This is a genomic window from Pseudomonas sp. H3_D04, from assembly GCF_054669175.1.
In genome coordinates this window covers 4,075,893-4,094,118 of sequence record NZ_CP162801.1, presented here as the reverse complement: position 1 = coordinate 4,094,118, position 18,226 = coordinate 4,075,893, and the positions used below count along the sequence as shown (strand labels likewise).

Here is an 18,226-nt window from a genome sequence, read left to right as displayed (position 1 = left end):
ACACCCCGAGAAGCGCCGCCCGATGGTTCGAGTCGAGTGGTGACTCCGGAAACGGCGGTGACCCGACACAGCGTTCATCAGGACCAGTCGCGCCTGATCCTGGTTAAGTTCACATCAGTCATGCAGGTGAAGGCGCGTAAATAGATTCGGCGCTTTAACTAGTCTTTAATCACGATTGTGGAAATAAATATTTCCCCTTCGCTTATCACATTCAAAACCTTATTCGCTCTCCCATGATGGAAGAAGTTAATGAGGTGCGCTTTTGTACTCGTCAGGTTTATAAGACTATAAAGGTTGAATACACCATGCCCCGAATCGCCAGCGTTGGTCGACGTCGGATGCGCAACGTTGATCCATATGATCTATATTGTAGAAAGCGTATGTTTGATAACCCTGAACCGGAAGGCATCCACCCACTTCACAAAGCCAATAATTTCGGGCGGTAGGTAATTTTTGGCCATACACTCGTTGCATGTCATTGAGGGCTTGGCCAGCCGGCAATGCATTGCCGAAGGAGCTCATCCAGGAAACGGCCTGAGCGTGCGTTAAATATGAATCATTAGATCGCAGTTGATATATGTTTCTCACTGATATTGGATAACTTACCAATTGAAGCGATGCGTCTCGAACGAAAATTGTGGCATTGCCGATACTGTTGCCAGTGACTTTGCCCGTTTGTGTCACGGAGGCAACGGCCTCATTACTTGAATAATAATAATAGGGAGTCTTTCCACCTTGAGCCAGGCGAACATCAGTATTGCCAACAGAATCTTGTCCAGTTTTCGGCCAATTTGGGATTTTTACTGAGAGCCCATTTAGGTTCATCTGACTAGTATTAATTGTTAATGGTGTTGCTACTGTGAGGCTACGCGCTGGCGTGGAGGACTGTCCACTGCCATACAACGCTTTAGCGGTGAAGCTGTGAGACGCCACACTCAACCCTGTCACCAGCAAGTACCAGATTCCCGTCGTTGTACTGGCGGTGGGCTCCCCCTTCGATATGGTGCCGTCGAGTACCTGGACCTTCTGACCTTTGCTGGCCGTGCCGGTCAGCGACACACTGGTCTCCAATGTTGTACCGCCATTGGGAATTTCGACCCCGCTTGGCGAGCCTTTGACTGAATCAATGGTCGGTTTGACCTCCACCGCCACGGTAAACGTGAACGGTGGAGCGGACTCTTCGCCTTCGCCATACAGCGCCAGCGCCTTGAGGCTGTAAGCCTTGACGGTCAATGCACTTACCACCTGAGTCCAGACACCCGAACCATTGGCGGTAGGTTCCCCCAGTGACGTGGTGCCATCAAGCAAGCGGACTTTCTGGTTGGGACTGGCCTTGCCAGTGACGGTCACCGACCGGTCGAAGGTGATGCCACCCTGGGCGACCGGGCCTTTGGAATCGGTGACCGAGTCAATGGCCGGTTTGAGCGCCGCCGTCACGGTAAACGTGAACGGTGGAGCGGACTCTTCGCCTTCTCCATACAGCGCCAGCGCCTTGAGGCTGTAAGCCTTGACGGTCAATGCACTTACCACCTGAGTCCAGATGCCGCTGCCATTGGCGGTAGGTTCCCCCAGTGAAGTAGTGCCATCGAGCAAGCGGACTTTCTGGTTGGGACTGGCCTTGCCAGTGACGGTCACCGACCGGTCAAAGGTGATGCCGCCCTGGGCGACCGGACCTTTGGAATCGGTGACCGAGTCAATGGCCGGTTTGAGCGCCGCCGCCACGGTAAACGTGAACGGTGGAGCGGACTCTTCGCCTTCGCCATACAGCGCCAAAGCCTTGAGGCTGTAAGCCTTGACGGTCATTGCATTCACGACCTGAGTCCAGATGCCCGAACCATTGGTGGTAGGCTCCCCCAGTGAAGTGGTGCCATCAAGCAAGCGGACTTTCTGATTGGGACTGGCCTTGCCAGTGACGGTTACTGATCGGTCAAAGGTGATGCCGCCCTGGGCGACCGGGCCTTTGGAATCGGTGACCGAGTCAATGGTTGGCTTGACCGCCACCGCCACGGTAAACGTGCGCAACGGGGTGGATGCTTCGCCCTCGCCATACAGCGCCAGCGCCTTGAGGCTGTAAGCCTTGACGGTCAATGCACTTACCACCTGAGTCCAGGTGCCGCTGCCATTGGCGGTAGGTTCCCCCAGTGAAGTGGTGCCATCAAGCAAGCGGACTTTCTGATTGGGACTGGCCGTGCCAGTGACGGTTACTGATCGGTCAAAGGTGATGCCACCCTGGGCGACCGGGCCTTTGGAATCGGTGACCGAGTCAATGGTTGGCTTGACCGCCACCGCCACGGTAAACGTGCGCAACGGGGTGGATGCTTCGCCCTCGCCATACAGCGCCAGCGCCTTGAGGCTGTAAGCCTTGACGGTCAATGCACTTACCACCTGAGTCCAGGTGCCGCTGCCATTGGCGGTAGGTTCCCCCAGTGAAGTGGTGCCATCAAGCAAGCGGACTTTCTGATTGGGACTGGCCGTGCCAGTGACGGTTACTGATCGGTCAAAGGTGATGCCACCCTGGGCGACCGGGCCTTTGGAATCGGTGACCGAGTCAATGGTTGGCTTGACCGCCACCGCCACGGTAAACGTGCGCAACGGGGTGGATGCTTCGCCCTCGCCATACAGCGCCAAAGCCTTGAGGCTGTAAGCCTTGACGGTCAATGCATTTACCACCTGAGTCCAGGTGCCGCTGCCATTGGCGGTGGGTTCACCCAACGCGGTGGTGCCATCGAGCAAGCGGACTTTCTGATTTGGGCTGGCCTTGCCAGTGACGGTTACTGATCGGTCAAAGGTGATGCCACCCTGGGCGACCGGGCCTTTGGAATCGGTGACCGAGTCAATGGTTGGCTTGACCGCCACCGCCACGGTAAACGTGCGCAACGGGGTGGATGCTTCGCCCTCGCCATACAGCGCCAGTGCCTTGAGGCTGTAAGCCTTGACGGTCAATGCACTTACCACCTGAGTCCAGGTGCCGCTGCCATTGGCGGTAGGTTCCCCCAGTGAAGTAGTGCCATCGAGCAAGCGGACTTTCTGATTGGGACTGGCCTTGCCAGTGACGGTTACTGATCGGTCAAAGGTGATGCCGCCCTGGGGGACCGGGCCTTTGGAATCGGTGACCGAGTCAATGGTTGGTTTGACCGCCACCGCCACGGTAAACGTGCGCAACGGGGTGGATGCTTCGCCCTCGCCATACAGCGCCAGTGCCTTGAGGCTGTAAGCCTTGACGGTCAATGCACTTACCACCTGAGTCCAGACGCCCGAACCATTGGCGGTAGGTTCCCCCAGAGAAGCGGTGCCATCGAGCAAGCGGACTTTCTGGTTGGGGCTGGCCTTGCCAGTGACGGTTACTGATCGGTCAAAGGTGATGCCGCCCTGGGCGACCGGGCCTTTGGAATCGGTGACCGAGTCAATGGTTGGCTTGACCGCCACCGCCACGGTAAACGTGCGCAACGGGGTGGATGCTTCGCCCTCGCCATACAGCGCCAGTGCCTTGAGGCTGTAAGCCTTGACGGTCAATGCACTTACCACCTGAGTCCAGGTTCCCGAACCATTGGCGGTGGGTTCACCCAGCGCGGTGGTGCCATCGAGCAAGCGCACTTTCTGATTGGGGCTGGCCGTGCCAGTGACGGTTACTGATCGGTCAAAGGTGATGCCGCCCTGGGGGACCGGGCCTTTGGAGTCGGTGACTGTGTCCAGTGTCGGTGCAATCCATGCTGCGACCAGCAAATTCAACGTAACCGAATAACTCCACAACCCCGTAGTCGCATGCTTCACCGTGTAACGTACCTTGACGTACTTGCCGATGTTGGCCGCGACGAACTCCTCCGCCACTCTGAACGTCACGGGTTTTCCGGCGGTCACGGTGGTGATCGGCACCCAGTTGGTTGTGCTGCCAAAAGGACCGTTGCCGCTCCAGTGACAGGTCAGAATGTCGCCCGGGAGCGTGCCGAGGTAGTTGACCCTGACATTCACGTTATGGAAAACCTTCGAGGGGTCGAGCACATCCGGTGGGTCGGCTTCCAGCACCACGGGCACCGGCAGTGTGGTGCGCAATTGTTCGACCTTGAGCAGCAAGCGTTCCGATTCACTGATGCCATACAGCGCTACGGCGTCGTTGGTGATGCGGTAGGACAGGTCCAGCGAACCCTTGTCCAGCACGACAATGTGCTGACTGTCGATGTGGAAGGTCACTAGCTTGTCGGCGGCCTCTCCGGCGCTGACAGTGTGTGGCTCTTCGTGCAAATACGACTGACCGTTGGCTTGGGTACCCAGCCAGATCAGGTTGAGGGAATCGCCGCTGGCCATGCCGGGATAGCTGACACGCACCGTTGCATATTCGTTGTCCGGTTCAAGCGTGCCGCCCACCGCTTGCTCAACGATGGGCGCCGGGATGATTGCCACATCCCCAACGACATCGGCGAATGCGCGCTTGGACGACAGGGGCGGCGAGTTATCCAGTTTGGTCAACACATACGAGGCGTCGGCCGACCCCATGGCGATTGCGCGGACCTCGGCGTAGGGCACCTTGAATTCGAGGTGGTGCGGGATGTTGTCCACGGTTCGCGATTGCGTATGGATCAACGGTTTGCCGACAGCAGGCGTGCCGATCCAGGTCAGCTTCACCGTATCGCCGATCGCAAAATCGTCGCCAGCAATCTTGACCAGAACGGTGACGTCTTCGTTGTTCAGATCCTTGAGGGTGATGATCCCGTTCACGGCTTCATTGATGATCGGTGATTCCAGGCGCCAGGCACCGGCATCGACCAGAACCGTCGTGCTTATGGAGTGCTTCTCGGCCCAGTTCCACACCGGGTCGTGCGGAAAGTAGCGAACCGGCAACGCCGCGCTGTCACCGCCGGCGAGAATGGCGTCCTGATCCACCGTGATGATGATGGGGGTTTCGCGATTGGCCTGATCGGGGGTGACGGTATGAGGGATTCGAACGCTGCCCCAGTGCAGATTCACCACGTCGTAAGGGAAAATTCCAAGGTAGAAGGGGATCGTGACAGGGACACCGCTGGCGGCCCACTCCGCATCGATACCATTGTCAATGACGTCTTGGGGGAGTTGCGGTTTATGCAGTTCGGAATGGCCTGGCAGATGAGGTTCCTTGTCGCGCCCCCCCGGCCTGTCGAGCTTCACCAGCACCCGCAACCCAGCTGACGGGTCGTCCGGCACTGTTTCGTCCTTGCGCGTGAGCACGTAGTAAACCGTTTCCACCCAACCGGGAACCATGGGGGCGACGGGCAGGAAAAAGAACAGGAAATCACCGTCGACTTCTTCTGGCTGGAGTTCCTTGTGGAAGATCTTGTCACCGTCCCAATACACATCAATCTGATCGCCCGCCAGCACTGGAGGGCTGTATTTATTGATAGCGCACAACACCCCCTCCGGATGGCTCTCCACCACACTGATGTTGATACCCGCGTCACCGTCGACAATCGGCTCGACCGCGCCGGCAATCATCAATGGCCGGTGCTGCAGCGGGGCGACGACCAACCTTGAAGGGCGAAACAGGAATAAACCAGAAGCGGCCATCAAAAACTCCTTGGCGAAGGTACGCCACTGTGGGGGAGGGGATATTGACGGGTAGATTGGGCACGATGAAAGGCGCGCTGACTACTGTCAGAACTAACAGGTGGGCGGGGGTTTTAGACAAACGGTAGGCGAAAAAAAACGGCCTGGGTAGGCCGTTTCTTGTTCCATGCACCTCCGTGATCGACCCAGACCCAATGTGGGAGCGGGCCTGCTCGCGAAGAACGATGACACGGTATGACTGACCAGTGATGACTTCGGATCAAGGTTATCCAGCATCCGATTCACTGCCAGCTCGCCCAGCATCACCACTGGCTCAATCCCCAGTTCAGTGTTGCGATGCGTAGTCAATCGATCCGTCCCTTAAACACTCACCCCACGCGAAACTGCACTTACCTGATAGGAAACCTGACCGACCAACTGGTCTTGCACTGCACTGCTGTCGCCTCCTTTTCCCCGGTTACCCCAGGTTACAACGCGACCATCGGAGGTCAGGGCGGCGAACGCCTCGTAGCTGGCGTATAGGGCTTGTACATTGATCAGTTGGTCCTCAACCGCTGACGTATCCCCACCCATACGCTGGTTGCCCCAAGCTACGACGGTACCATTCTTACGCAAGGCTGCGAACGCTTCCCCCGTGCCGGCCACCTGCACAATGTCGTTCAGCAGCGCGATGTCGGCAGGCACCACGCCGCCCATTATCGGGCTTCCCCACGCCACTACATGGCCGTTGGCACGACGAGCAGCGAATGCTGCCGATGTGGAGCTCACGTCGACAATATCCTTCAATTCCGCGAACTCTGGGCTGATAGTGCCACCAGCAAATTGTTGGCCCCAAGCCACCCATTGGCCTGTAGCGCGCTTCGCTATAAACGCGTCAGAATTACAACGCAGCTCGATGATATCGTTCAATGCAGCAATCGGTGCTGGCAGGTCTCCACCAGCCTCGCCCCTGCCCCAAGCGACGAGACGGCCGTTGGCGCGAAGGGCTGCAAAGGCCTGCTGGGCACCGAGGATCATTTTGATATCGGTGAGCAGGGCAATGTCCGTCGGCAGATTTCCCCCTAGACGGGGATCCCCCCAAGCCACCACCTGCCCGGTGGCCCGTTGCGCGGCAAATGCGAAGCCACTGACAACGATCCGCACAATGTCCCTGAGTTCCGCGATTGCAGTAGGCACAGTGCCGCCCCCAATCTCATGCCCCCAGGCAACCACCTGACTCGCATTCTTTAGACCGGCAAACGTCGCCATGTTACCAACAACCCGAACAAAGTCCGAAGGAACAACACTGCCCATGTCCCCACCACTATACGCGGCCCCCCACACCACCACCGCGCCATGGGTTCGGCGGGCAGCGTAAGCGGTGTAAGTGCTACTGACTTCAACGATGTCTTTCAGGGGGATAATGGCCGGAGGAATCTTCCCACCGTTATCAGCGTTGCCCCAAGCGATCACGTCACCCCCGTCACGATGCGCGACGAAGGAGTGTCCGTTGCCGATAATATTTGCCGGATTGAGGGTGATCTGTTTGTCGGAGGAACGAACCTGTAAAGATTCCTGTGGCGTTGTATCGGTCCAGGTGGTGGCAGTTGTCCACTCAGTGTCTGTGGCATATTTCCACTGCGCCTCTATGGGTTGCTCGGTCGTGGCATCGAACGCGCTCAATACACGAGAAGCGCCGATATGCCCATACGTATGGCAATTGAAGCGCGCCCCCATGACTTTCAGGTTGCCTGAGCCAATCGCCTGGCCAACCCCAAATTCCAGCACATTCGAATAACTCGTCTCGTTCGTCGCCGCCCGCCAGATCCGGTAACTCACCGTCACCTTCTTGCCGCGATTCGGCTCGATGTGTTCGGCGACAAACGTGGCGTTGAGGGTGAAATTCACATCCTTGTCCTTGGACAGCCCGTTGAGGGTGACGGAGTCTTCCGTGGTACCCGTGACTTCACCCGTCCAGGTGTAGGTCACGATGTCGCCCGACTCGGTCGGCTTGACGGTCGGCCTTGGTGCGGTCAGTTTGCCGATGCCGCCGGGCAGGTCCCCGGGCTCCAGCGCTCCGTCCTGTTCACCGAGGACGATGGGTTTGACCAGTTCGAGTTGCGGCTCGCCCACCCGCAGCAGCGCCGCATGCAAGGATTCGCGGCGGACTCGGTCGCCGTTCTGGTCTTCGCTGAGCAGGTGGTACCACAGCTCCAGCGTGCCGCCTTCCAGGGTTTTCAGGTGCTGGCTCTCCACCGTGATGAAAAAATCGTTCTCGGCCTCGATCTCGTCCCTACTTGGAAAATACCAATCCAGCTCCGGGGTATAACTGCTGCTATCCGGGCGGGTGCCGAACCAGATCAGCTCGATGGCCATGCCCTGCTGCATGATCGGATCGAACGGAATCCGCACGCGAGGGTGAGGCAGGTCCGGATCAATCGCGCCGTTTTGTTCATCTTCGGCCTTGGGCGCGGCCAGGTGTTTCGGTTCGCCGATGAAGGTGACAAATTGCCCCTTGGACGGCAGGGGGTCGGTCACGCCCGGGCGCTCTACGCGATAGGAAAAAGTCACCTGGGTTTTGGCCAGTTGACGCACGTCGGCGTTGGACAGTTCGAATTCATAGGTATGCGGCAGGTTGTTGACCGTCTGGGCCGGCGTGTTGACTTCCACGGCCTCGTTGTCCACGGTGGTGCCGCGCATCTTCAGGATGATGCGGTCGTCCTGCTCGAACGCCGGCCCTTTGGCCCAGACCTGAGCCGTGATGTTTTTGTCCTCCAGCGCATCAAGGTCAAGGATGTTGTTCTTCGCCTCCTTGACGATCGGCGCATCGAGCAGATCGGTGCCGGTCATGACCACCAGCCGCGTGGCCTTGCACCAGTCTTCCGAAAAATTGTGCACCACATCGCGCACGCGGAAGGTGACCGCCAGCCCGGAGATGTCGGTGTCGCCCGCGGCCAGGATGGTGGCTTCGTCGACGTGGATCACGATCGGGTGAGTGGCCGGGTCGCTGATCTGCTCGGCAGTCAGCGGCGCGGATTCCACGAGCACACCGCCCCAGCTCAGCACCATGACATCGCCCACCGCCGCATCCGGATAAGGCACGCCGGTCCCGGACTCGGCCCGAACGATGATGTCCACCCCGGCCGCGGCGATCTCCTTGTCGACGATGTTCTCGACGATGGCCGGATCGATGAACAGGTACAGGTTCGAGTGGCTGCCTTCTTCCGGGTTAAGGTCCTGGCCCGCAGGAATCTCCAGCTTGGCGTAGAGCTTGAGCGCCGGCGTAAACGTCTCGGCGCCCTGATTGAAACGGGTCACCCGGTACGCCAGCGTGTGCGCCCCGGTCAGCCAATGCCTGGGCTCGACCCACAAGGTCACTCGCTGACCGACTTCGGCGTCGTCGGTGATGATGTGCTGATTGACCACCTGGCCGTTGAACAGCAGCTCGACCTTGTCGCCTTTGCCCATGCTTGACCAGGCCGGGACGTAGACTTTGAGCCCGTTGATGGGGAAGTTGTCCAGGGCCGCGGCGCGGTTGATTGCCCAGACGTCAGTGGAAGAGTCCAGTAGACGGGCGCCGGGGATTTCTGGTTCACGCAGCAGCCTGGAAACGGGGTGACGGACGGGTTGCACGAGCATGGGGAGACTCCTGTCGAGGGGGGCTGGGCGACGGAGTTATTTAAGGTGTTAGACCGTGCGGTTGGCTACTGTCAGAAATAACAGGTAAGTCCCTGTTTCCGATAAGCGGTAATGCATTAGCAGGATTGGTGTTCACCGGCCTACATCGGCTCCGGCGGCCCGATCAACCGTCCCATGACCCCGAACAACCCCAACGCCCGAATCACCTCGAGCTCGCCTTTGGTCTCGACCATCTCCGCAATCAACGGCAAATCAATGCTGTTGGTCGCCCGGTAGATCGCATCAATAAACAGCCGCTTGTCACTCTGCTCATCGATGTGGCGGATGTACGCCCCATCGATTTTCAAGTACGCCAACCCAAGCTGCGTCAGGTTGCCGATCTGGCTGAAGCTGCCGCCAAAGTGCTGTAAGCCGATGCGATAACCGGTGTCGAGCAGGCTGTGGCTCAGGCGTTGCAGTTCATCGGGGGGCGGCAGTTGGCGTTCGTCGATTTCCAGGGTCAGCAGAGGTGCCAGATCGGGCAGTGACTCGAGCATGTCGATGATTTGTCGCAGTTGCGCCGGGTCGCGCAAGGTGCTGCCGGAGAGGCTCAACGCCAAGGGCCAGCGGTTGACGATGAGGTAGTCGAGGGTGGCTTCGAGCATCGCCAGGTCGAACCGCGCGGTCCAGCCGAGACGCTCGATCCACGGCAGGAAATGCCCGGCGGCGATGGCCTCGCCTTGCGGGTCGAGCAGGCGCGCGAGGACTTTGTGGTGCAGCACCTGGCTGGTGTCGGCGCATTGCACCACGGGTTGGAAATACAGCTGCATTTTGCCCTCGGTGAGGGCGTCGTCGATCCAGGTGCGCCAGTCGTGTTGGGTGTGGTTCGTCGCGGTATCGGAGCGGGCCAGATGCACCCACGGCCGTTCGGGATGTTGCTGGGCCTGGGCCAGCGCTTGATCGAGGCGCAGCAGGACGTCGCTGGCCGGTTCGCCGGGCTGATAAGCGACCACGCCCAAATGCGCCACGGGCATGCAATCGCTGGCACCGGTCAGGCGCAGATTTTCCAGGGTGGCGCTGATTTCCGAGGCGAGTCGGGCGGCTTCGGTACTGTCCAGGCCGGGGGTCAGCAGGCTGAACTCACCACCACGATTGCGCGCCGCCAGCCAGGTACGGCGTTCAGGCAGCTGCGTCAGACGCTTGAGCAATTCGCCGACGGCGCTGATCAGCCCGTCGGTGCGCAGTCCGCCCAGGCGCTGGTTGAGGCCGATCAGGTCGTTGATCCGCAGCATCAGTAAATGGCCGTCACTGCTTTGCTCGGAAACCAATAAATGGTCGGCCAGTTGTTCATCCAGCAAGCGTCGATTGGCCAGGCCGGTGAGGCTGTCCTGATAAGACTCGGCGCGCAGTTTTTCGCTGCGCGTGGCTTCTTCGGAAAACAGCGCCTTGAGCTTTTCGACCATCTGGTTCATGGCCAGCACCACACGCCTCAGTTCAGGTGTGCGTGGCAATTTGGGCAGGCTGAGGAACTCGCGTTTGCTGATGGCTTCGGCCTGCCTGACCATTTTGTCGAGCGGGCGCAATTGCCGGCGTAACAACCATCCACCGAATACGGCGCTGAGCAATCCGCAGACCAACAGCCAGATCAGGCTGCCGAGGGTGCTGTCCCAGAGTTTGGCCAGGGCGAACTGCGGATTGCTCAGCACTTCGACCCGCGCCACCTGTTCCCAGCCACGCATGACTAGGGCATCGCCACCTTCCGGGCGCAGGTTGACCAGGCTCACAAACCAGCCGGGCACGCCTTCGATCTGCGCCGGTGCGCTGCGCTCCACCAGCACTTGTCCATCGACGATATTGACGACGCGGATGCTGCGGAAATAGCCGCTGTCGAAAATCGAGCTGACCATCAATTCGGTCATCGCCGGGTCGTCGATCTGCGCGGTCAACGATAAACCCAAGGCGGTGGCAGCGTCCTGGGCGTGGGAGCGCAACTGGCCGATCATCTGTTCGCGGGAGCTTTCCAGGCTGACAAAAAAACTGCCACTGAAGGCCACCAGCAAGAACAGGCAAATGGCGAGAAACAACTGTTTGCGCAGCGACATAAAACGCTCCTTGCGATGGCGGCTAGCCTTCGCCCACGGCGAACCCTTCGGCTTGCATCTTTTTCAACACGTCTTGCCAACGCGACAACTTCTTCGAGTCGCTGCTGCGTTTGCCGCCATTGGCCCCCGGCAAGTACAGGCCTTCGGCATTGAAGGCGTACACCGGCAACAGGTCTTTGCGTTGGGAGGCGGGGCGGATCTCGCCGATCAGGTTGTCGAGCACCAGCGGCTCGGCCGTGGGGCTGCTGTAGAAGGTCAGCACCATGTGCGCCTGGTTTTGGGACAGTGCCTTGACGTAGGTAATGCGCAGTTTCTCGCTGGGAATCCCGAGTTGGCGCAGGCTGAAATATTTCGCCAGGGCGTAGTCTTCGCAGTCGGCGGCGCCCTTGATCAAGGATTCTTCCGGCGTGGCCCAGTAATCGGTCTGGCGCCAGATGCGCGTGTCGTCCTGAAAATTCAGCTGTTGATTGAAGAAGCGATTGACCGCGTCCAGTTGTTCGCGCTCGGGTTGGTTGAGTTCGCTTTTGAGCATTTGACTCCAAGCCTCGATTCTTCCTTGGGCGGGGCCGAGCGGACCGTAGCGCTTTTCGGCGATTTGCAGGATCTGCGTAAAGTTCCAGTTGGCCCACACGCTGCCGAGCCCGGTCAGCAGAAAACTGGCCAGCAGCAGCCATCCGCCGAGCCGAAGTCGGAGCGTTGACCTTCCTGGACTACGCCATCGACGGGACATGTCTGGCTGCTCGGGTGCAGATGACTGAAGTCTAGGCGGTGTTCTTTAAAAGACAGGACTAATCGTCGGGTCGGCAGATGGACCCTGTGGCGAGGGCGCTTGCTCCCGTTCGGCTGCGAAGCAGTCGCCAAATCAATCAATGAGGTCTGTCAGGAGAATTGGGGGGAGGTTCTGGGGATGCTTCGCAACCCAGCGGGAGCAAGCTCCCTTGCCACAGAAGCTCAGGGCTTTTGCAGGGTTTTCTGTTTGAGGATGTAGATCGTCACCAGCACCGCGCTGGTCAGCATGGCCCCTCGCGCCCACGGCAGGGGAACCAGGTAGCAGGAGAACAGGATGCTCACCCACATCAGGCCGATGGCGTAGACCTTGCCCTTGAGCGGGATGCCGTTGCCGTCAAGGTAGTCGCGAATCCACGGGCCAAGCCGTGGATGCCCCACCAGCCATTGATAGAAACGTGGCGAACTGCGGGCGAAACAGGCGGCCGCCAGCAGCAGGAAGGGCGTGGTGGGCAACACCGGCAGGAAAATCCCGATCACCCCCAGCGCTACGCTCAGCCAGCCGATGGCTAGCAGCACGTAACGCAACATCAGGGAGCGGTTGCCTATGGGGTTGTCCATAGGCAAAACCTTAGTGGTGACGTGGCTTGAGGATCGCCGGTTTTTCGTCTGGCGCCTGGCACAGCAGGTACAGCGCGGTCAGGGCTTCCGGGATCTGCACGATCATGTCGTCCATCAGATTGGCGTCTTTGGCGATGTCTTCGAACTCAGGCTGTTCGTCGAACAGACCCGAACCGACCATGATCGGAAGCAGCATTTCGCTGACTTCGTCTTCGGCGGTTTCGAACCAGGCCGCTTCGCGCAGGAACACGCCTTCCATGAAACCGATGCACCAGCCGCGCAGGTCGGAATCGTCCGGCTCTTCGCCCAGGTCCAGGTCGCAAGGCAGCTCGAACTCTTCATCGGAGGCCAGTTGGCGCGCGATGTGAGCCTTGAGGGCCAGCAGGGTGGATTCGATCGCTTCACGCTCGGTGTCGTCAGCGTAATGCGGCTCTTCGGCGAAGAGGGCGTCGATCCATTCACGATCCGGAACCTCTTCGGAACAGATCGACAGCGCAGTGAGGTAGCCGTGGGCGGCCACGTAGTCCAGCGCCTCGTCGTGCAGTTCGTCGGCGTCGAGGAAGACTTGCAAACGGGTTAGTTGCTCAGCGAAGGACATTAAAGGGCTACCTTGGGGAATTAACAGATGCGGGAATTCTAGGCCTTCTTGAGCGCTCAGGCCAGCCGCGCGGGATATTTGCAGCCCGTTGACCCCGCAGACCACCGCAATACCTGTAGGAGTGAGCCTGCTCGCGATGGCGGTGGTTCAGTCAACATTGATATTGAATGTGACGCCGCCTTCGCGAGCAGGCTCGCTCCTACAGGGAATTGCGTTGTGTTCCTCTTCTCAGCGGTGCCCTTTGCAAGGGAGGCCTCGGGTATACTCGCGCGTTTTGTGATGCCCTGCTGGCGTCGCGGCTGAAATGTGAAGCGTCATGCAATGCGCACTTACGATTTGTCAGTGCAGCCTGCGTGGTTCTGAACCAGCCTTGCAGGGATGTTTCGGTGATTTTTGGAGTTTTTATGCTCGAACAGGCTCAACGCGTCCTCAAGGACATCTTCGGCTACGACAGTTTCCGTGGCCGCCAGGGTGCAATCATTGAGCGCGTGGCCAGTGGCGGTGACGCCTTGGTGCTGATGCCTACCGGTGGCGGCAAATCCTTGTGCTTCCAGGTGCCGGCGCTGCTGCGCGAAGGCCTGGCCGTGGTGGTATCGCCGTTGATCGCACTGATGGACGATCAGGTCGCGACCCTCGAAGAGCTCGGCGTCGCCGCCGCTGCATTGAACTCCACCCTGAGCGCCGAGCAGCAGCGTGATCTCGCCGCGCGGATCAAGCGCGGCGAAGTGAAGATGCTGTACCTGGCGCCCGAGCGTCTGGTCCAGCCACGCATGCTGGCTTTCCTGCAAAGCCTTGAAATCGCCCTGTTCGCCATCGACGAAGCACACTGCGTGTCCCAATGGGGCCATGACTTCCGTCGCGAATACCTGCAACTGGGCCAGTTGGCGGAGCTGTTCCCCAACGTCCCGCGTATTGCCCTGACGGCCACGGCCGACAAGCGCACCCGCGAAGAAATCGTCGACCGTTTGCATCTGCAGAACGCCGAGCGCTTTCTCTCGAGCTTCGACCGTCCGAACATTTTCTACCGCATCGTACCCAAGGAGCAGCCGCGCAAGCAGTTGCTGGCGTTCCTTGCCGAGCGCCGCAGCGATGCCGGTATCGTCTATTGCCTGTCGCGCAAGAAAGTCGACGAAGTCGCAGTGTTCCTCAGCGAGCAAGGTTTTCCGGCGCTGCCGTACCACGCCGGTTTGCCCAACGACACCCGGGCCCATCACCAGAAGCGTTTCCTCAACGAAGAAGGGCTGATCATGGTCGCCACCGTGGCGTTCGGCATGGGCATCGACAAGCCCAACGTGCGCTTTGTCGCCCACCTCGATTTGCCGAAATCCCTTGAGGCGTACTACCAGGAAACCGGTCGCGGCGGCCGTGATGGTCTGCCGGCGGATGCCTGGATGGCTTACGGCCTGCAAGATGTGGTGATGCTCAAGCAGATGCTGCAAAACTCCGAAGGCGACGAGCGCCACAAGCGTCTGGAGCAACACAAGCTCGACGCCATGCTCTCGCTCTGCGAAGAAACCCGCTGCCGTCGGCAAACCTTGCTGGCCTACTTCGACGAAGACATGCCCGAGCCGTGCGGCCATTGCGACAACTGCGTCGATGGCGTGCAGACTTGGGACGCCACCGAGCCGGCCCGTCAGGCGCTCTCGGCAATCTACCGCACCGGCCAGCGTTATGGCGTCGGGCATCTGGTGGACGTGCTGCTGGGCAAGGACAACGAAAAGATCCGCAGCTTCGGCCATCAACACCTGTCGGTGTATGGCGTTGGCAAGGCCATGGGCGAGAGCGAATGGCGCTCCCTGTTCCGCCAGCTGGTGGCCCGTGGCCTGGCAGACATTGACCTCGAAGGCTACGGCGGCCTGCGCCTGAGCGATACGTGCCGGCCGCTGCTCAAGGGCGAAGTGACCCTGGAACTGCGCCGCGACCTCAAGCCGCAGACCACCGCCAAAAGCAGCAAGAGCCAGGCGAGTCAGCTGGTTCGTGGCGAAGAACGCGAACAGTGGGAAGCCTTGCGTGCCTTGCGTCGCAAGCTCGCCGAGGAACATGGCGTGCCGCCTTATGTCATCTTCCCCGACTCGACACTGTTGGAAATGCTCCGCAGCCAGCCAACCTCTCTGGCGGAAATGGCCACGGTCAGCGGCGTCGGCGCACGCAAGCTCGAGCGTTACGGCGAAGCCTTCCTCGAAGTGCTGGGCGGTCAGGTCGAGGCACCGAAAGTCGTTGCCGACGTGCGCCACGAGTTGATCACCCTCGCTCGCGCAGGCATGACGCCGCTGCAGATCGCCGGCCAACTGCAATGCTCGGAAAAGAATGTCTACACCATGCTTGCCGAGGCCATCGGCAAGCAGCAGTTGTCGCTGGAACAAGCGCTGGACCTGCCCGAAGAATTGATGGGCGAAGTTCAGGATGCCTTCCTCGATGGCGAGGGCGAGTTGCCGCCAGTGTCGGAGATTGCCGCGCTGTTCGCCGGGCGAGTGCCGGAAGGTGTCTTGTACTGCGTTCGGGCGGCGCTGCAATCCGAATTCGAGGTTTAAATGACCTGTTACAGTGATGTAACGATTCACTACAGACCAGACCTTGCCTCAAGCCAACGGTCATGCTTAGCTGACTAATAATTAGTTTTTCTCTATTTTCAGTCTAATCATGAGTTTTTTATGCCGTTAACCGATCAACACCGTTTTGGCATGCAACTGGCCCAGATGTCGCGCGGCTGGCGTGCCGAACTGGATCGCCGTCTGGCTGGCCTGGGTCTGTCCCAGGCGCGCTGGCTGGTGCTGCTGCACCTGGCGCGCTTCGAAGAAGCACCGACCCAGCGTGAACTGGCGCAAAGCGTCGGCGTTGAAGGGCCGACCCTGGCCCGGTTGCTCGACAGCCTGGAAACCCAGGGTCTGGTCCAGCGCCAATCCGTGCTGGAAGACCGCCGGGCGAAAAAAATCGTCCTCTGTGCTCCGGCCCGTCCTCTGATCGAACAAATTGAAACCATTGCCACTCAACTGCGCCGCGAACTGTTCGACGGCGTCGATGAGGCGGATTTGAAGGTGTGCATGCGGGTCCACGGGCACATTCTGGCCAACCTGGAAAAATCTTGAGGCATAACCACGCGCCAGCTTTTTGAGATACCCCGTTGGGCAGACTATAAAGAACTACTAGGCAATATCGTGTTCGTACCGGATGTGCGAACGCGTACAGGTTGGTTCTGGTTATCTAAGGGATGCTCATGCTCGAGAGTTGGCACGTTGTATTGAAGTGTTGCGCCAGGCTGCTTCTGGTCGGTGGTGCTGTCACTTACTCGGCATTGGCCCCTGCGCTGGGATTGGGCGACATTACCCTTCATTCCGCGTTGAATCAGCCGTTGCGCGCTGACATTGGCCTGGTCGATGTCGGCGGGCTGGAGGAGGGCGAACTCTCGATCAGCCTAGCGACAGCGGAGGAATTCACCCGCGCTGGCGTCGATCGGGTGTTCTTCCTCAACGACCTGAAGTTCACGCCGGTCCTGCGGGGCAATCGCAGCCTGATCCGGGTGACCTCCAACAAACCGGTCAACGAACCTTTCCTGAATTTCCTGGTGCAGCTCAATCAGCCCAATGGGCGCTTGCTGCGCGAGTACACGGTGCTGATCGATCCGCCGGGTTCACCGGGGATCGTGCCGGCAGAAGACGAACCTGCCGCCAGCCCACAGAACTCTCCATTCCCGAGCGTCAAACCGGCCACTGCGCCGGCACCGGCGGCGAAGAAGTCCGCACCGGCGCCGGCCGTCGTGCAACCTGCCACCGATCCTGCCGCCGAACAACTGGCCGCCAGCGTGTTGCAAAACCAGCAGCTGCAAAAAACCATCGATGAGTTGAATGCAAAGCTTCAGGCTCAGGATGAACAGATCGCCGGCCAGAAGAAACAGGTGAGCGAACTGCAAACCCGTCTGTCGGAGGTCAATCAGGCGCCGCCGGTGACTCCGGTAGCGGTGGCACCTGCCCCCGTCGTTGTTGAAGAGCCCGAAGCCAGCCATTGGCCGCTGATTATCGGCTTGCTGGCGCTGATCGCGCTGGTATTGCTGGGGCTGTTTGTTCGACGTCAACGCCAGCAGGTTCAGGCGTTACCCGAGCCTTCGCCCGTTTTGCCCGTTTTGCCCGTTTCACCCTTGAAACAGGAGCCGGGGCTTGAGCGTGCGGCGCACCCGTCGGTGCAACAGCCCATGCTGAAACCCGCTCCGGATCATCGTGAAGAGACGCCGACAGGCGATGTGCTCGAAGGGGTCGGCATCTACCTGGCGTATGGCCGTTTTTCCGAAGCCGCAGGGTTGTTGCGAGAAGCATTGGTCAAGGAACCGCAGCGCACGGATCTGGGCGTGCAACTGCTGGAAATCCTCGGCAAACAGGGGGATGTTCCCGCCTATGACGCACAGGAAAAAAACCTGCGTGACGGCGGGTTCGACGAAAAAAAGCTTGAGGACATCCGCGCCCGCCACCCGAAACTGAGCAATGCGGCACCAGCGGCACCAGCGGCACCAGCGGCACCAGCGGCACCAGCGGCAGCCGTGGCAGGCATCACTTCCGCGCAAGCGGCACCTGCCGACGAGTTCCAGTTGAATCTGGATGACCTGTCCATGGATTCCAGCTGGGACCTGATCAGCCCTTTCGACAACGCTAAACCTTCAGGCGAATCACCCAAGGCCGTAGAGCCGGCGTTCACCTCGAATCTGCACGTGTTGCCCGAGGTATTCGAGATGCCTGAAGAGCCGACGCTGGATGAGCCAGAGCTTGAGTGGGTCGCCGAACCGGACTCACAGGCGCTGAGCGACGATTTTCTCGACGAGTTCAGCGATCCCGGTCAGTCCTTGGAGCTTGACTCCCTGACCTTGGAGCCTGTCGAGCCGACCAATGCCGGTAAACTGGAACAAGCCCAGACCTGCATCGATGATGGCGACCTGGACAGCGCCATCGAACTGCTCAACGAGCTGCTCAAGGAGGGCGATGAGCCGCTCAAGCAAACCGCCCGGAGCCTGTTGGCCGGGATCCGCTGAGCCACTACTATAGCGGCGCCCTCTGGCTCAGGA

Annotated in this window: 9 protein-coding genes and 1 pseudogene; 3 read left to right on the top strand and 7 right to left on the bottom strand. The window is 59.7% G+C overall.

Features of this window, described 5'->3' with window-relative positions; all coding sequences use genetic code 11:
• Positions 1-285 precede the first annotated feature (285 nt).
• The 7 genes and pseudogenes from AB4N91_RS18840 to AB4N91_RS18810 all read right to left on the bottom strand — a co-directional run bounded on the left by AB4N91_RS18840 (position 286) and on the right by AB4N91_RS18810 (position 13,179).
• Positions 286-5,535, bottom strand: a complete 5,250-nt coding sequence (locus AB4N91_RS18840) for an Ig-like domain-containing protein (protein WP_460111547.1) — start codon at positions 5,533-5,535, stop codon at positions 286-288.
• A gap of 252 nt (positions 5,536-5,787) precedes the next feature.
• A pseudogene (locus AB4N91_RS18835) lies at positions 5,788-5,874 on the bottom strand (DUF6124 family protein); the annotation flags it as partial.
• Positions 5,875-5,895: 21 nt separating this feature from the next.
• Positions 5,896-9,153: an RCC1 domain-containing protein gene (locus AB4N91_RS18830; protein WP_460111546.1), complete on the bottom strand. Its 3,258-nt coding sequence runs from the start codon at positions 9,151-9,153 to the stop codon at positions 5,896-5,898.
• A 140-nt stretch (positions 9,154-9,293) separates the two neighbouring features.
• Positions 9,294-11,234: a cyclic di-GMP receptor LapD gene (gene lapD / locus AB4N91_RS18825; protein WP_460111545.1), complete on the bottom strand. Its 1,941-nt coding sequence runs from the start codon at positions 11,232-11,234 to the stop codon at positions 9,294-9,296.
• Between the two features lie 22 nt (positions 11,235-11,256).
• Complete coding sequence (lapG, locus tag AB4N91_RS18820) at positions 11,257-11,964, bottom strand: cysteine protease LapG (protein WP_010461977.1); 708 nt, start codon at positions 11,962-11,964, stop codon at positions 11,257-11,259.
• 221 nt (positions 11,965-12,185) lie between these two features.
• Positions 12,186-12,581, bottom strand: a complete 396-nt coding sequence (locus AB4N91_RS18815; RefSeq protein ID WP_042932301.1) for a YbaN family protein — start codon at positions 12,579-12,581, stop codon at positions 12,186-12,188.
• Between the two features lie 10 nt (positions 12,582-12,591).
• Complete coding sequence (locus AB4N91_RS18810) at positions 12,592-13,179, bottom strand: UPF0149 family protein (RefSeq protein WP_010461974.1); 588 nt, start codon at positions 13,177-13,179, stop codon at positions 12,592-12,594.
• A 404-nt stretch (positions 13,180-13,583) separates the two neighbouring features.
• On the opposite strand from AB4N91_RS18810, the gene recQ reads away from it, so the two are divergent.
• The 3 genes from recQ to AB4N91_RS18795 all read left to right on the top strand — a co-directional run bounded on the left by recQ (position 13,584) and on the right by AB4N91_RS18795 (position 18,193).
• On the top strand, positions 13,584-15,710 hold the full coding sequence (gene recQ, locus AB4N91_RS18805; protein ID WP_010461973.1) for a DNA helicase RecQ: 2,127 nt from the start codon (positions 13,584-13,586) through the stop codon (positions 15,708-15,710).
• Between the two features lie 120 nt (positions 15,711-15,830).
• Positions 15,831-16,265: a MarR family transcriptional regulator gene (locus tag AB4N91_RS18800; RefSeq protein WP_010461972.1), complete on the top strand. Its 435-nt coding sequence runs from the start codon at positions 15,831-15,833 to the stop codon at positions 16,263-16,265.
• 128 nt (positions 16,266-16,393) lie between these two features.
• Positions 16,394-18,193, top strand: coding sequence for a FimV/HubP family polar landmark protein (locus AB4N91_RS18795; protein WP_460111543.1), 1,800 nt, complete (start codon positions 16,394-16,396; stop codon positions 18,191-18,193).
• Positions 18,194-18,226: the final 33 nt, after the last annotated feature.

Excerpts from the sequence above, each read along its gene's own strand:
- AB4N91_RS18840 (WP_460111547.1), bottom strand. The coding sequence starts at position 5,535 with ATGGCCGCTTCTGGTTTATTCCTGTTTCGCCCTTCAAGGTTGGTCGTC.
- AB4N91_RS18830 (WP_460111546.1), bottom strand. The coding sequence starts at position 9,153 with ATGCTCGTGCAACCCGTCCGTCACCCCGTTTCCAGGCTGCTGCGTGAA.
- lapD (WP_460111545.1), bottom strand. The coding sequence starts at position 11,234 with ATGTCGCTGCGCAAACAGTTGTTTCTCGCCATTTGCCTGTTCTTGCTG.
- lapG (WP_010461977.1), bottom strand. The coding sequence starts at position 11,964 with ATGTCCCGTCGATGGCGTAGTCCAGGAAGGTCAACGCTCCGACTTCGG.
- AB4N91_RS18815 (WP_042932301.1), bottom strand. The coding sequence starts at position 12,581 with ATGGACAACCCCATAGGCAACCGCTCCCTGATGTTGCGTTACGTGCTG.
- AB4N91_RS18810 (WP_010461974.1), bottom strand. The coding sequence starts at position 13,179 with ATGTCCTTCGCTGAGCAACTAACCCGTTTGCAAGTCTTCCTCGACGCC.
- recQ (WP_010461973.1), top strand. The coding sequence starts at position 13,584 with ATGCTCGAACAGGCTCAACGCGTCCTCAAGGACATCTTCGGCTACGAC.
- AB4N91_RS18800 (WP_010461972.1), top strand. The coding sequence starts at position 15,831 with ATGCCGTTAACCGATCAACACCGTTTTGGCATGCAACTGGCCCAGATG.
- AB4N91_RS18795 (WP_460111543.1), top strand. The coding sequence starts at position 16,394 with ATGCTCGAGAGTTGGCACGTTGTATTGAAGTGTTGCGCCAGGCTGCTT.